Annotated in this window: 14 protein-coding genes; 6 read left to right on the top strand and 8 right to left on the bottom strand. The window is 39.2% G+C overall.

Annotation, left to right across the window (positions count from 1 at the left end; translation table 11 throughout):
- The coding region (locus O3C63_07820; protein MDA0772835.1) for a hypothetical protein at positions 1-948 on the top strand (948 nt) is incomplete at its 5' end.
- Positions 949-959: 11 nt separating this feature from the next.
- Here the strand turns inward: O3C63_07820 and O3C63_07815 are convergent.
- From O3C63_07815 to O3C63_07780, 8 genes are all read right to left on the bottom strand, one after another.
- On the bottom strand, positions 960-1,169 hold the full coding sequence (locus O3C63_07815) for a hypothetical protein (GenBank protein ID MDA0772834.1): 210 nt from the start codon (positions 1,167-1,169) through the stop codon (positions 960-962).
- Positions 1,166-1,516, bottom strand: coding sequence for a hypothetical protein (locus O3C63_07810; protein MDA0772833.1), 351 nt, complete (start codon positions 1,514-1,516; stop codon positions 1,166-1,168). The genes O3C63_07815 and O3C63_07810 overlap by 4 nt, the downstream gene beginning before the upstream one ends.
- A 92-nt stretch (positions 1,517-1,608) precedes the next feature.
- On the bottom strand, positions 1,609-3,240 hold the full coding sequence (locus tag O3C63_07805; protein ID MDA0772832.1) for a CTP synthase: 1,632 nt from the start codon (positions 3,238-3,240) through the stop codon (positions 1,609-1,611).
- Positions 3,241-3,350: 110 nt separating this feature from the next.
- Positions 3,351-3,635 carry an Asp-tRNA(Asn)/Glu-tRNA(Gln) amidotransferase subunit GatC gene (gene gatC / locus O3C63_07800; protein ID MDA0772831.1) on the bottom strand — a complete coding sequence of 95 codons (285 nt, stop codon included), beginning with the start codon at positions 3,633-3,635 and terminating at the stop codon, positions 3,351-3,353.
- 53 nt (positions 3,636-3,688) lie between these two features.
- Positions 3,689-4,069 (bottom strand): YchJ family protein, encoded by a 381-nt coding sequence (locus O3C63_07795; protein MDA0772830.1) that lies wholly within the window; start codon positions 4,067-4,069, stop codon positions 3,689-3,691.
- Positions 4,069-4,689, bottom strand: a complete 621-nt coding sequence (gene recR, locus O3C63_07790) for a recombination mediator RecR (protein ID MDA0772829.1) — start codon at positions 4,687-4,689, stop codon at positions 4,069-4,071. Before recR ends, O3C63_07795 begins: the two co-directional genes overlap by 1 nt.
- Complete coding sequence (locus tag O3C63_07785) at positions 4,689-4,991, bottom strand: YbaB/EbfC family nucleoid-associated protein (GenBank protein ID MDA0772828.1); 303 nt, start codon at positions 4,989-4,991, stop codon at positions 4,689-4,691. Before O3C63_07785 ends, recR begins: the two co-directional genes overlap by 1 nt.
- Position 4,992: 1 nt before the next feature.
- Complete coding sequence (locus O3C63_07780) at positions 4,993-6,981, bottom strand: ribonucleoside-diphosphate reductase subunit alpha (GenBank protein MDA0772827.1); 1,989 nt, start codon at positions 6,979-6,981, stop codon at positions 4,993-4,995.
- A gap of 316 nt (positions 6,982-7,297) precedes the next feature.
- Between O3C63_07780 and smc the strand changes: the two genes are divergently transcribed.
- From smc to O3C63_07755, 5 genes are all read left to right on the top strand, one after another.
- On the top strand, positions 7,298-10,816 hold the full coding sequence (smc, locus tag O3C63_07775; GenBank protein ID MDA0772826.1) for a chromosome segregation protein SMC: 3,519 nt from the start codon (positions 7,298-7,300) through the stop codon (positions 10,814-10,816).
- Positions 10,817-10,819: 3 nt separating this feature from the next.
- On the top strand, positions 10,820-11,749 hold the full coding sequence (locus O3C63_07770; GenBank protein ID MDA0772825.1) for a segregation/condensation protein A: 930 nt from the start codon (positions 10,820-10,822) through the stop codon (positions 11,747-11,749).
- On the top strand, positions 11,715-12,500 hold the full coding sequence (locus O3C63_07765) for an SMC-Scp complex subunit ScpB (protein ID MDA0772824.1): 786 nt from the start codon (positions 11,715-11,717) through the stop codon (positions 12,498-12,500). The genes O3C63_07770 and O3C63_07765 overlap by 35 nt, the downstream gene beginning before the upstream one ends.
- A gap of 142 nt (positions 12,501-12,642) precedes the next feature.
- Positions 12,643-13,425, top strand: coding sequence for a hypothetical protein (locus O3C63_07760; protein ID MDA0772823.1), 783 nt, complete (start codon positions 12,643-12,645; stop codon positions 13,423-13,425).
- Between the two features lie 34 nt (positions 13,426-13,459).
- The gene (locus O3C63_07755) at positions 13,460-13,981 is read left to right on the top strand and encodes an HAD hydrolase family protein (protein MDA0772822.1); all 522 of its coding nucleotides are present in this window, start codon (positions 13,460-13,462) and stop codon (positions 13,979-13,981) included.
- Positions 13,982-14,268: the final 287 nt, after the last annotated feature.

Genomic DNA, 14,268 nt, shown 5'->3' with positions numbered 1-14,268 from the left:
AAAGCAACAACTGCTGAAATCTCTGGTCAAAATGACAATCAAATACTCAAAAGATATACCAAAAAACTCTATAAGGATTTTAGTAACGATGTTCTCAACAATGAAGAACTAGACAAGATCCAAGATGAACTCAACGACACGCTCAAAACAACAGACTTTGATTTAGACGGTAATGAAATAAATGATTTTATTGATATCGAAAATGTCATCAACGGTATTGATGGGCTTGCAGATAACATAAGCAATGTCTTTGGTGACAAAGAAGGCAAAGGACAAGTACTTGCACAACTAGAAAACTCACTAATCACCAAACAATACTTACAGGCAGAACTCGCTCAATCACTCACCAGTGAACTCAAGAGCACTGGAACTAACATTGAAAGACAAGAAGAAATATCTAAGATCCTCTATGGTTACGAAGAAATCACGAATGTTGATGGTTCGATTAGTTTTGATATTGGTACAAAAGATAGCCCCAAAACCAATTCTCTTATTTCTGACATTGAAGATCTTGGTGATATTAATACGGATATCAACATTGATAAAACAACCGTACTTAGACAAGTGCTTGCTCCGGAATTTATCAATGCTCCATCAAGTCCAGAAAAAACAGCTGCGATTTCTAAAATCCTATATGGCTTTGAAACAGATAAGCTCGACAAAACCAAGATCACCATTGGTAGCCCAGGTCAGCTCAAAAACAAAAGTCTACTCGCCAATATAGAAGAATTAAAAATAAAGGCTACAAGAATCTTGGATAAAGCTTTACCAGAAGATGAAACAGATTTGATCAACCTTATGGACGAGAAGAAGGCGGACTACACCGGCATCGAACAACAAAGTATCAAACGACTCATCCTCTTGATGTTCGTCTTAAGTATGCTTGAATACAGTGACTGGGAGTATCAAAAAACTGAAGCAGATCAAAGTAGATATGCTGTTAGTTAAAACTATAATTATTACGGACAAACAGCCGTCCCACCAACTGTAATCCAAGTATAAGCTGGTGAATATAGACACAAAGCTATTTGAGTAGCACTTTGATAAGAATATAAATCACCAACCTGAGCAACAGCAGGCGCGATCAGTTGCGGCGTCAAAGACAACAAACTAGTTATAGTTTTTGTTTTAACTTCAAGACTATCAATCATGGCATTAGTAGTACTCAAGTTTTGTGCGACAAGCTCTCTAGTTTTAATATCACCAACGACATCAAGCTTGGCTTGGGGATTAGTGGTTCCAAGCCCAACATTACCAGATGAACAAAGGCATTTGCATCAGTCTTGGTTTGTTGTTCACTAGGCTCTACTTCTTTCTTCTTAGCACACTTGTGTTTCATGTCTTCAATAAACTTGTTTTGAAAGTCAAACTTCCATTCTTTTTTTGGAGCTTTTGGTTTTTTGGTTACTTTAACTGGCTTTGGCTTAGCGACTTTAGCTTCTTTCTTCGTCATAAAACGAGTAACAAAGTCCTGTTTGATCGCAGCAAAATCAGGCATAGCGGCCCTTGCATCCATAGTAAAGAAGAGTAAAGCCAAAAGACTTATTAGAATCAAACTAAAGCGCTTTTCTTAGTCCAATATTAATTTGTTTTAAGTTCTAAGCAAGCTCAACTTGCTTTTTGACTAAGTTCCTTGCCCTGCTTAATCAATACTTTAACCAAACCACTAAACAACGGATGTGGCTTACCTGGTCTTGAAAGAAACTCAGGATGAAACTGACAGGCGACAAAATAAGGATGATCAGAAATCTCAACCATCTCAACCAAACTATCATCTGGTGAAGTGCCTGATATCACCATACCATTGGCTTCTATCTCTTCTCTATAAGCATTATTGAATTCATAACGGTGTCTATGTCTTTCTTGAATCAAATCGAAACCGTAAGCCTGATGAGCTTTAGTACCGGGCTTGATCTTACAAGGATAAAGTCCCAATCTCATTGTTGCACCCTTGTCTTCAATATCTTTTTGCTCTTCCATCAAGTGAATCACTGGATCTGCTGCTGCTACATCAAACTCAACACTATTAGCGTTCTTGCGACCAAGCACATTACGAGAAAATTCAATAACTGCACATTGCAATCCTAAGCAAAGTCCCAAAAATGGTTTTTTGTTTTCCCTAGCCCAGCGAACAGCATTCAACTTACCTTCAATTCCTCTATCACCAAAACCACCAGGCACCACGATACCATCGAGATCACAAAGCATTTCTTCGGCTCTTGCATAACTATCCAAATCATCCGAAAGAATCGATACTATTTCAACACCATGATCTTGAGCAGCACAAGCATGTCTAATAGACTCGGAAACCGAGATATAAGCATCCGAAAGCTTGGTATATTTTCCAACGAGCCCTATTCTCAGCTTAGGGTATTCTGAATTAGTTAGCTTAGCAACAACTTCATTCCAAACACTAAGATCTGGTTTCTTGTCTTCTAAATTCAACTTGGCAAGTACACAAGAGGCAAGCCCTTCTCTTTGCATAACAAGAGGCACTTGATAAATACTCTTGCAATCCTTACTCTCAATTACATTAGTGACAGGTACATCAGTAAAGAGACTTACTTTCTCGCGTAATGCTTTGGGAATAGACTTGTCAGACCTTAAAACAATCACATCAGGCTGAATCCCTTTAGAACGAAGCAACTCTACAGAGTGCTGAGTAGGCTTGGTTTTGAGCTCGTCAGCGGCTTTAAGATGCGGCACCAAAGTCACATGGATATAAGCCGTATCATTACGCGGGATATCGTTTTTAAACTGCCTAATCGCTTCAATAAAAATAGAACTCTCAATATCACCGACAGTACCACCAACCTCAACAATCAAAATCTCAGCAGCGGTTTCTTTAGCTGCATTTCTGATTTTTTCTTTGATTTCGTTAGTTACATGCGGCACCATTTGCACAGTGGCACCAAGATACTCACCGCGGCGCTCTTTGGAGATCACATCTGAATAAATACGCCCAGAAGTAACACTATTAGCTTGTTTGAGATTGGTATCAATAAAACGTTCATAATGCCCAAGATCAAGATCTGTCTCAGCACCATCTTCAGTAACAAAAACCTCACCATGCTGGTAAGGATTCATCGTCCCTGGATCAACGTTCAAGTATGGATCTAGTTTTTGAATTGATACTTTATAATTACGCTCAGTTAAAAGGTGCCCAAGAGACGCTGCAACGATGCCCTTGCCAAGACTGCTTACAACACCACCGGTAACAAATATATACTTTGTTGACATTAGATTTTCAATTCCCTACTAACTAGCAGACCTTTTCTTAAAGCTCAGACTAGGCACAATTAATGCTTGTTGAGCTCGATACTTATATTAACATATTTGTTTTAAAAAATCTAGCTCATTTGCGGCACTTTGATAGCCGTTCCGTCACTATCCGGTGCATTCTCAAGCATCTTAGCTTGCAAGCCAGAATCAACAGCCTTGTCTTCACGTAATTCTTTATTATGATTAATCGCACCAATCATAGGTTCAACCCCAGTAGTATCAAGCTCTTGCAACTGCTCAACATAGCCAAGTATTGCGTTTAAATCGCCAGAGTATTTGTCAATCTCCTCATCAGTCAATCTAAGGTTGGCCAACTTGGCGATTTTGATTACTTCTTCTCTGTCTAAACTCATGGCTAAGATTTTAGCATAGCGTCATTGCATTGCTTCTCTGGCAATGACAAACTCTATTTTAGAAGCACTCCATCAACGTAAAACCACTGCTCGCCCTCCTTAACAAAGCTACTACGTTCATGCAACTTATATTCTTTCTTACGTAATCTATAACTAGCAATAAACTCAACTTCTCCCGTTGTGTCTCCAGCCTGACCTAAACTAGTATTCAAAATCTCCAAACCGAGCCACCAAGTAAGATCCTTCTTGAGATTAATCTCATTGCTTCTTTTACTGATATGCCAAGTATCCAAAACATACTGCTCATTTTTCTTGGCAAAAGCACTATAACGCGAGCGCATCAATTGCTCAGCCGTCTCTGGCTTCGTGAGACCATTATGATAAAGCTCACAACAATCTTGATATTCTAATTTAGTTCCACAGGGACAAGGCATTAAGCCAGCACCCTCGCTTCAAGCGCCTTGGTCAAAGTCATCTCATCAGTATAATCAAGATCGGCACCAACTGGCAAACCGTGCGCAAGTCGAGTTACTCTAATCTTAAGTCCAGGACCAAGTTGTTCAAGTAAACGTTTGATATAAAGCATTGTCGCTTCGCCTTCTGTGCTAAGCCCAATTGCCAGGATTATTTCCATTTCACTTATCGAATCTGTTAAATTAGCAATGCGAGTAATTAATGCACGTAAATTAAGATCATCCGCACTAATACCATCAAGCGGTGAGATCACTCCACCCAAAACATGATAAAGACCGCGATACTCGTGAGTGCGTTCAATCGCCATCAAATCTTTAACAGTCCCAACAACACAAATTTGATTTTGTTCTCTTCTCGCCTCATTACAAATATTACAAAACTCATTTGAACTTAAATTAAAGCAATTAGCACAATATGATATTTGTGACTTTGCATCTTGGATGATTTTAGTAAACTTGGCAACTTGATCCGGTGATTTTTTGAGCAAAGTGAATGCCATTCTCTGAGCCGATTTAGGTCCAATACTCGGGAACTTACGAAACTCCTCAATCAAATCCTCAAGTGGTTTTGCATATCTCATTAAAGATCAATCGTTTTAGATATTTGTGCCAGCTTGGTTTTCGTCATATCAGCAGCTTTAGCAGTAACATCCTTGAGTGCTTCAAGAATATTAGTTTCAACAGAGGATAAACCTTCAGCAAGTAAAACCGGATCTATTTTCACTGAATAAAAATTGCCCTCGCCTGACATTGAAACTCTCACCTTCGAGTTATGAGAATGACCACTAATCTCAGTATGCGCAAGCTCATTTTGTACCTTGATTAAATCAAGCTGCATCTCCTGTGCCTGCTGCATTGCTTTTCTTAAATCTTCCTTGTCCATATTATTGACACACCGAACATTCTTCGTAGTTACCACCACTAGTAGCGGTGTTACCAACTTGCCTGCGCACAGATGAACTATCCACATTATCTGCTTCAATCACGGATTCAGATCGTAGATAATATAAGGTCTTCACTCCAAGCTCATGCGCTTTAAGGTGCAGCTCATTTAAGAACTTACCACTAATTGGTGAGCTCAAAAACAGATTCAATGACTGTGACTGACAAATATATTTCTGTCTTTCAGCAGCTTGAATCACAACTTCCATCATATTTAGTTCATAAGCAGTTTTGAAAATCTTTTTCTCTTCGTCTGACAAGAAATCCAATGACTTAATACTACCTTTGCACTCAATGATTTTGCGCCAAGTATCATTATTGTCTTTGCCATATTTTTTCAGAACATCTTCCAAAAATCTATTTTTAACAAGAAAACTACCACTCAAAGTTTTTTGTAAGTAGGCATTCCCTGCAATCGGTTCTATGCAAGGACTTGCACCACCACAAATAATGGAGATATTGGCAGTCGGTGCAATAGAAAGAATATAACTATTACGCTGATTACCGCCATCTGGACAAGCGCCGCGCTCGATAGCAAGCTGGCGACTAGCTTCTTTGGCTGAGGCATGAATCGCCTTAAAAACCATTTTGTTCATTGCTCTAGCTGCAACACTTTCAAAAGCAATCCCATGCTTCATAAACATGCCATGATAACCCATCACGCCCAAACCAACAGAACGCTCATTTACAGCAGACTGAATAGCACGCTTGTAGTCTCTTGAGTCTACTTTGCCAACAAAATTGTCTAGTACATTATCAAGAGCTTTAACAGCTGTTGCAATAACAGAATCCTTCTCTTGCTGCCACTCATCCCAAGTTTCAAGATTAAGTGAACCAAGACAACAAACAGCCGTGCGCTCTCTATTAGTTGGTAAAGTAATTTCAGAACACAAATTAGACTGAGTTATAAACAAACCTTTTTCCTTGTGATGCTCTGGCACAGTGCGATTGACCGTATCAATAAAAACGATATAAGGCTCACCTGTTTCAACTCTATTTTTAAGAATACGTTTCCACAAACCAAAAGCATCTACACTTCTATCAACTTCACCGGTATGCGGGCATCTAAGCTCAAACTTAGTCTTGGCTCTTACAGATCTCATAAACTCATCAGAGACTATCACTCCATGATGCAAATTTAGACAACGACGATTCTCATCACCACCAGTCGGGCGTCTAATATCAACAAACTCCTCAATATCAGGATGATCAATGCGCATGTAAACTGCAGCAGCACCTCTTCTTGTGTTTCCTTGAGAAACAGCAAGAGTCGCACTATCCATCACTTTCAAAAATGGAACGGTACCAGATGAAGTACCACCAGTAGAAAGCCGCGAGTTATGCCCTCTCACTGAAGACCAATCAGTGCCGATACCACCACCGCCTTTGGCAAGAAAAGCATTCTCTTCATAGGTTTTAAAAATATCTGAAATCGAATCACCAACTGTATTTAAAAAACAACTAATTGGTGCACCTCTGTTTGTTGCGGAGTTAACCAAGACTGGAGTCGCTGGCATAAACCAGTTCTTAGACATAAGGTCATAAAGATCTTGTGCAAGCTCTTTATCGCCTCGCGACACGCCGGTTGCGACTCGAGCAAAAAACATTTGGGTATCTTCACAAATATCAGCCTTGGCATCTTTCAAAAAATAACGATCACGCATGGTCTCAAGTCCAAAAAACGTAAGCTTGCTATCTCTAGTGTAATCAAGCTTGATAGATTTTTGTATACCTTTGTCCCCGCGGTATTGAGGAGAATCCCAACTTGCGTTTTGCCCCACTCTTAATTTAATTTGTTGTAGTAATAAGTCTCTAGCGTAACGGATATCATTCGCTGATAACGCTTCTACGATACTGTTGTATTTGTCCTGAGTAGGCTTACCGGCCTCTACTGTTTTTCTCTCTAACTCAAACGCTTGTTGTTGTACCATTATTATCCTTTCTTATTTACTCTCTGAATTACTAACTATAACTGAACTGGGAACTTTCACAAGACCCAAGATACAGTGTACTGCAAAGATCTCAACCCTACATATAGTGTGACGGCTAATTTTATGATTTGTTTTCTGCTTAATGAAATTTAATCTAACCACTAGGGGTAAGCAATTACCCTTGGTTTCAAGTCCATTCTAAACAAATCAGATAAAATAATAGCCATTTCGGTAAAAATGTATTAATCTTATAGAGGAGCATTTAACAATACTAGACGTCTCTGTATAGTGAAGCTAGAATCCTAAGACATACTCAATGCGTATTAAAGAAATAGAACTCGATAATTTCAAAAGTTTTGGCGAAAAAACTATAATCCCGATTCTGGATGGTTTTACTGCCATTTCTGGACCAAATGGTTCAGGAAAATCCAATGTTGTTGACTCTTTAATGTTTGCACTTGGACTTACTAGCACGCGTAATATGCGAGCAGAAAAGCTCACAGATCTACTGAATAATATAAGCGGGCGTAATGAATGCTCAGTCAAAGTTACTTTTTTACAAGAAGCGACAGGGGAAGAGCTTACTGTACGCAGAAAAATCAAACTCAAAAAAGAAGGTTACGACAGCAAATACTTTCTTAATGATGAAAGTTCTACCCTAAGAGATATTCACGACAAACTTGGCAAATATAATATCAGCCCTAAGGGCTACAACGTTGTAATGCAAGGTGATGTTTCATCTATCATCAGCATGAATTCTATAGATAGAAGAAAGATCATTGATGAGATTGCGGGGATCGGTGAATTCGATCGCAAGATTGAACTTGCGGGCAGGGAGCTTGAAATTGTAGTTGAAAGAATAGAAGGACAAGAAACTATTCTCAAAGAACTTAACGAAAGGCTTGCAACTCTAGCCGAGCAAAGAGAACAAGCACTTAAATATCAAGAACTAAAAGAGCGTCGCATTGAACTAGAAAGACAATTCTTGGCTATTAGAATCAGACAAGTGCGTAACAATAAAACCCAGACAGAGACTGAGCTTGAGGAACTTAAAGAGAAGAAAATCCAACTACAAATAGAACAAACAGAAATCAACGAAAAGATGTCTGAAGCTCAATTTGAACTTAATCGATTATCGAAAGAGATTGAAGAGCTTGGCGGCAAGAGACAAGATGAGCTCAACGGTAAAAGAGAAGTTCTTAGAAACCAAATCACAAAAGAAGAAAGTGCTCTTGAATACATTGAAAAACAAATCGCCGACCAACAAGCCGAACAAATAAATATAGAAAAAGAAATCAAAGAACTTAAACGTTCTCTTAAAACAATTGATTTCAAAGCGGAAGAATACGCTAGCGAGATCGTCAGTATCAAAGAGAATATCAACACCGAAGAAGCTCGTTATGAAGAGTTGCAACAAGAAATTCTTTCCAAAAGTAAAAACTCTAACTTGAGCACTCAAAGCGTTATAGAGATTCAAGACAAGGTCAGTGCACTGAAAGCTCAAAAATCTGAAGAAGAACAAAAACAAGCAAGACTTGATGAGAAAATTACACTATTAAACGCGGAACTATTAAAGCATAGAGAAGCTGCTGAAGCAGCTTCAAACGAGATGCACAAATTACAACTTGGCTTTGATACTGTTGGCGGAATTGAACTTAAAGAAAACATTGAATTCCATAGTCGCAATATTGAAACTCTCAGGGAAGAAAGCAAAGAAACTAAAGAAGAAATTAGAAACCAAGAGACCAAACTTCGCCAAGTCTCTACCGAACTAGCTAACCTTGACGGTCAAGAACAAGCTGCCAACGCTGCAGGTTTTGGTAGAGCCGTAGAAATGGTACTTGATATTGAAGGGGTACATGGTACTCTAGCCCAGCTGGGAAGAGTAGACAGCAAACATCAAGTAGCGGTTGAAACAGCTGCTGGTGGTAGATTGCGCTCAGTAGTGGTAGATGATGACTATGTCGGTCAAGAATGTATTGAATTTCTCAAGGAGCGTAAAGCTGGTAGAGCCACTTTCTTACCCTTAAATAAGTTAAGAGAAGGACGCGAATATCCACTACCAAAAGAAGCTGGTGTTATTGACTGGGCTATTAATCTAGTTGAGTACGGCAATGAATACAGAGATGCTTTTTTCTACGCTTTTGCTGATACATTAGTTGTCAAAAACCTAGAAGTTGCTCGTAAATTAATCGGACGTTACCGCATGGTAACTATGCAAGGTGACATGATTGAAAGAAGTGGTGCCATGACTGGTGGCGCTGCGATCAAGTCGAATATTCATTTTGGCGCTGATACTGGCAGAGAAAGAATTAGACTGGAAGAGCAGCAAACAGAGCTGAGCAAATTCGTTCTACAACTTCAAACAGAACTTGAAGATCTTGAAACCCAATTAGACGAATCAAGAGCCAAACTAAGTAAATTCAAAGAAGACCTCGCTGACAAACAAGCCAAGAGTGGCATCACCGAAGCTCAAATGGAAAGTCTCAAACTAAGCTACGAAAAAGAGAAGGCAGAAATCGTCGACTGCGCTCACAAAATTGACACTCTTTCTGGTGAAAAAGAAAACTACTCTCGTAAAATCAATACTATAGATACCAACATCGAAAAAGAAGCAGGTGGGCTAGAAGAACTTGCTGCTCAAATGCAAGACTCCAAATTTGAATCTATCATTAGAGAATCAAGAGAGATTGAGGTTGAAGCTAAGCGTTATCAAACAATGCTCAATAACGTCATCAATGAATCTAAGTCTCTAGAAGTCGAGAAAAACTTTGGTTCTCAAAATATAGACAAGCTCACAAGCAAAATGGCAATCTCGACAGAGGAACTAGCAAAACTAGAAGCCCAAAAACCTGAACACCTAGAAAAAATCACTAGGGCAAATGAAGAACTAGCCCTGCTGGACCTAGAGCTTGAAAAGCTCAGAGCCCTGCTCAGTGAGCATCACGGCAAGCGTGAAGAAGTTTCATCTTGCTTGCTAGGACTCGGGCAACGCAAGGGAGAAATTAATAGCACTCTTGAATCGACTGCTATTAAAATCGTTGAAAACAAGAAAAAACTTATTAGTATCAATGAGCACTTAGAGCAATTACTTGAGGAACTTAAAGAACATCCTGAACTCGAAGAGCTAGACATCCCTGAAGAAGATCTTGGTAAATTACAAACCGAATTAACTAGAATTGAAAAACAAATGCGCGCGATGGAACCAATCAACATGCATGCGATCCATGAATATGATGACGTAGCAGAACGCAAGGCCGAGATCGAAAAGAAAAAAATCGTTCTTGATGAAGAATACCAAATGCTAATTGAAAAAATTGGCAGCTACAAAAACGAGAAAAAATCTTGCTTCCTCACCAACTTTAACAAGATTGATGAATACTTTAGAGAAATCTTTGCTGATCTATCCTTTGGGCAAGGGGCTTTAATACTTGAAGATCCTGAAGAGATTTTTGGTGGTGGCTTAGTCATTAAAGCTCAACCACGCGGCAAGAAAATGCAAAGACTTGAAGCCATGAGTGGTGGCGAAAAATCACTTACTGCACTCAGCTTTCTATTTGCATTACAACAGTGTAACCCTGCTCCTTTCTATGCCTTTGATGAGGTTGACTCTGCGCTTGATGGTGTTAACGTTGATAGACTAGCGCACAAAATCAGACGCAACGCAGAAAACACTCAGTTTATTGTTGTAACTCACAGAAGACCTATGCTCGAACAATCTGATAGAGCAGTTGGTGTATCAGTCAACAGCAAGGGCTACAGTAAAGTAATCGGCGTACAAAATATTATGGCTAAGGATGTTGACCTAGCTCCTGAACTAGTTTTACAAGGATAATAGATGAGCGAAGACCAGATCAAAGAGTTTTATAAAGACAAAGTTGACCAGCTCAATATGACTTCTCGCGGACTTGCTGGTCAAGCCAAAGAAGGTTCACTTGCAGTTCTTGCAATGGAAGGACTTGCTAATGAAAATCAAGATGGCTTTAACAGAGGATCTACAGAGGAAGAAAGTGAACTTGATATCATCAAACGCAATCTCAAAAACGAACCTAATCTCGAGATCTTAGTTGACCTTGCAAAACAAGGAGACATCGATCCCTGGGATCTTAACCTCGAAAGCATAACTAGTGTTTACCTCAAGGCAATCAAAAACAATCCAGGAGAAACTCTACGCGAAGCCGGCAAGGCAATATTCTACGCATCAGTACTGCTGAGAATGAAAAGCGACATCCTAATGAGTCAAAGTAGTGATGCTCTCAACATTGGTCTTCACAGAGAGCTTGATGATGACGCCATGCTTGAAGATGAGCTGGCACGAAGACAAAATAAACAAATCACTTTTAATGATCTAGAAGCCGCACTGCGCAGACGATTCATTCAAAAAGCCAAGCGCTTTAGAAAAGTAACCCTCCAAGACCTAATTGCCGCACTGCAAGAAGCAAGAGACGAAGAAGAAACTCGCGAATATCGCAAGCAACAAAAATTTCTTGATCTTGATGGCTACCATATAATTGAACCTGAGCTTGGTGACGACTTACTAGACTTGGTTCACGCCGAAGATCTGGAAGGATGTATCGAACAACTTGAACTCATACTACCAAGAAAGCTACAAACACAAAATGGCATGGAATTCAAAGAACTAGTTCAAATTGTTGGCAACTGGTCAAACGCTTTTCTTGCAATTATTTTTCTGGCGCACGACGCAAAGATAGAACTAAAACAAGAAGAATTTTATGGAGACCTCTGGATATATGAACCTCAATCTTAACAACTCGGACTTAGACAGTAGCAGCAAAGACATGCTTAGCAAAATTTTGCCAAGCTCGGGTTTCGATTTTGGGATAAGCACTGGCTTTGATCATATACCAAGCTATGAATATACTGACATCAATCCAAGAGCCAACGCTTTTGCCGTTGACACGGTAATCAATGAAGCCAAAAGCTCAAGGCTACGAGACCTTAAAGCTAAACTAGAAGCAATTTTATTTCTGAGTGACAAGCCAAGAGGTGTAGACAGCTTAGCTATTCAAGCAGAAGCTGATCCAAACCTAGTCAGAGACGCCTTGATTCAATTAGTACAAGAATACGAGGCACGTGATGGCGGCCTTGTAATCGATACCACTGATGGTTATTGTATGCAAATCAGTGACCAGTTTGAATCACTCACTGAAAATATTTTGCCGATCGAACTGAGAACGGCTGTGCTTAGAACTCTTTCGACCATTGCGCTTAAAGAACCAATGTTACAAAGTGACTTGGTTAAAATTAGAGGCGGCGGCGTTTACGAGCATGTTAAAGAACTTGCCGAAATGGGTTTAGTCAAGAAAACCAAAGAAGGACACTCTAATATTATTCACACGACCAAATATTTTCAAGAGAATTTCAAACTAAGCCAAAATGGTATTGAATTGCAGACCATGCTCAAAAGCACTGGTCCTACTCAAGTTGAGTTTGTAAGACCAGGTTCATTACTGGCTAACTATGAAGAAGAAAGCGAAGAAGTTGACCCAGCTGCATAAATTAACTTAATTCTGGGATTATAATTAAAGACACGCTGAAAACAAAGTTTTTCGAGTCGACTCCATGAAAAAGGTTCTGTCCGTAGAGAACACGTAACAGATAATGGTTGGGACATCGCATTTTCAGTGTATCCTTAATAGTATGGAGAAGATCCAAGAACGAATTAGTATATGGCAAGGTCTTGAGAATTTCAGGCAAATCTTGCTAGATTTACTCACCCATGACATCAGTAAAATCAATCAAGCTAGTCTTGATAAAATATTCAACGGCTATGGTTTCAAAATCCTTGATAATAAAAGAGACAAGCTCATCAAAGCTATCGGTAACAAACTCAAAGAAATAGAACCCAGCAGCGAACTTTATCAACAGCTCAATCAAGAACTTGAAAACCTCAAATCAATCGATAACGAGATTGTCCTGCACAGAGAAACCAAAGACTTTAGCTATGAATATATTTTTAGAGCTCCTAAAGGTACTATCATCAACCTCAATGGCTTTGTAAAAATCATCAATAAGTTTAATCCAAGTCACAAAGCTCTTTTGAGTTGGCAAGGGAATAAGCGCAATCCTATTTTATTTTTGGCTGAGTTGCTACCTAAAAATGAACAAGAGAACTATATCTTTTTTCATATCAACCTCGGCGGTGAAGACGGATTGGCCGTAATTGCAGATGCTGGCGTGAACTATCGCTGGACTCAATCACTTAAACATGAATACTCAGACTTAATGACAGCAGAATTTGGTTCTGTAATCATGAACAAATCAACAAAGGCGATAACCTTAGAAGATGCCAATATGACTGCTGCTGCTGCACTTGGCAAAGCTCAAAGTGAAACCAACAAAGGAATTAGCTTATTTGAGAACAATGTCACTTTAATGGAAATTTATAAAGCAGATCTTGAGAGTTTGGATTTTAATTATTAAGGCTAGCCTCTCTTTTCTGTGCTAATTTATAAACATGTTCAAAGAAATCTCAAACGAACTCAAAGCAAGAGCAGCCAAGATCAAACTAATTGGTTTTGATGTTGATGGAGTACTTACAGACGGTTCTATTTACATGAATGAATCTGGCGAAGCCTTCAAGAAGTTTCACTCCCTAGACGGCTATGGTTTAAGACTTGCCAAACAATTTGGATTAGAACTTTGTATCATCTCAGCTCGCAAAAGTGCTCATGTGCATGCTCGTTTTGAAGGTTTTGGTTTTGAAGAAAGTGTTCACACTGGAATTCATGACAAGCTCACAAAACTAAAAGAAATTGCAGCAACCATGAAAATCGGACTTGATGAAATTGCTTTTATTGGTGACGATGCTCTTGACATTCCAATACTCGAACAAGTAGGACTTGCTGTTTGCCCGCCAGGCGCGCACTATAGTGTTTTTGAGCATATTCACTATATTACGGAGAAAGAAGGTGGTAAGGGTTCGGCAAGAGAGTTTACAGATTTAATACTCTATGCCCAAGGCAAAATCCCCGGCTAATCACCTTTGGCTCCAATCGCTGCAAAATATTTGGCTAAGCGAATTTATCCGCTCGACAGAAGCAAAAAATCAGCATTTTCTTCGAAAATGAGTTTTGTATATTTTTCGGCTTACCCTCACGTCAAAATTGTTTAGCCAAATACTTCTTACACACTAGTAAGAAATGCTAAGATATTTTGTCATACCATGGAAACTCTCTCCAAAAGCAATCAAACAATGCAACAAACCAAACAAGCAAAGATCCTAATCCTTGATTTTGGCTCACAATACACTGAACTAATCACCAA

This window comes from Cyanobacteriota bacterium (assembly GCA_027618255.1).
Classification (GTDB): domain Bacteria; phylum Cyanobacteriota; class Vampirovibrionia; order LMEP-6097; family LMEP-6097; genus JABHOV01.
This window is presented reverse-complemented; position numbering and strand designations above follow the sequence as displayed.

What these genes read in the sequence shown, in the direction of transcription:
- O3C63_07810 (MDA0772833.1), bottom strand. Translation starts at nt 1,516, where the DNA reads ATGGATGCAAGGGCCGCTATGCCTGATTTTGCTGCGATCAAACAGGAC.
- O3C63_07805 (MDA0772832.1), bottom strand. Translation starts at nt 3,240, where the DNA reads ATGTCAACAAAGTATATATTTGTTACCGGTGGTGTTGTAAGCAGTCTT.
- gatC (MDA0772831.1), bottom strand. Translation starts at nt 3,635, where the DNA reads ATGAGTTTAGACAGAGAAGAAGTAATCAAAATCGCCAAGTTGGCCAAC.
- O3C63_07795 (MDA0772830.1), bottom strand. Translation starts at nt 4,069, where the DNA reads ATGCCTTGTCCCTGTGGAACTAAATTAGAATATCAAGATTGTTGTGAG.
- recR (MDA0772829.1), bottom strand. Translation starts at nt 4,689, where the DNA reads ATGAGATATGCAAAACCACTTGAGGATTTGATTGAGGAGTTTCGTAAG.
- O3C63_07785 (MDA0772828.1), bottom strand. Translation starts at nt 4,991, where the DNA reads ATGGACAAGGAAGATTTAAGAAAAGCAATGCAGCAGGCACAGGAGATG.
- O3C63_07780 (MDA0772827.1), bottom strand. Translation starts at nt 6,981, where the DNA reads ATGGTACAACAACAAGCGTTTGAGTTAGAGAGAAAAACAGTAGAGGCC.
- smc (MDA0772826.1), top strand. Translation starts at nt 7,298, where the DNA reads ATGCGTATTAAAGAAATAGAACTCGATAATTTCAAAAGTTTTGGCGAA.
- O3C63_07770 (MDA0772825.1), top strand. Translation starts at nt 10,820, where the DNA reads ATGAGCGAAGACCAGATCAAAGAGTTTTATAAAGACAAAGTTGACCAG.
- O3C63_07765 (MDA0772824.1), top strand. Translation starts at nt 11,715, where the DNA reads ATGGAGACCTCTGGATATATGAACCTCAATCTTAACAACTCGGACTTA.
- O3C63_07760 (MDA0772823.1), top strand. Translation starts at nt 12,643, where the DNA reads ATGGAGAAGATCCAAGAACGAATTAGTATATGGCAAGGTCTTGAGAAT.
- O3C63_07755 (MDA0772822.1), top strand. Translation starts at nt 13,460, where the DNA reads ATGTTCAAAGAAATCTCAAACGAACTCAAAGCAAGAGCAGCCAAGATC.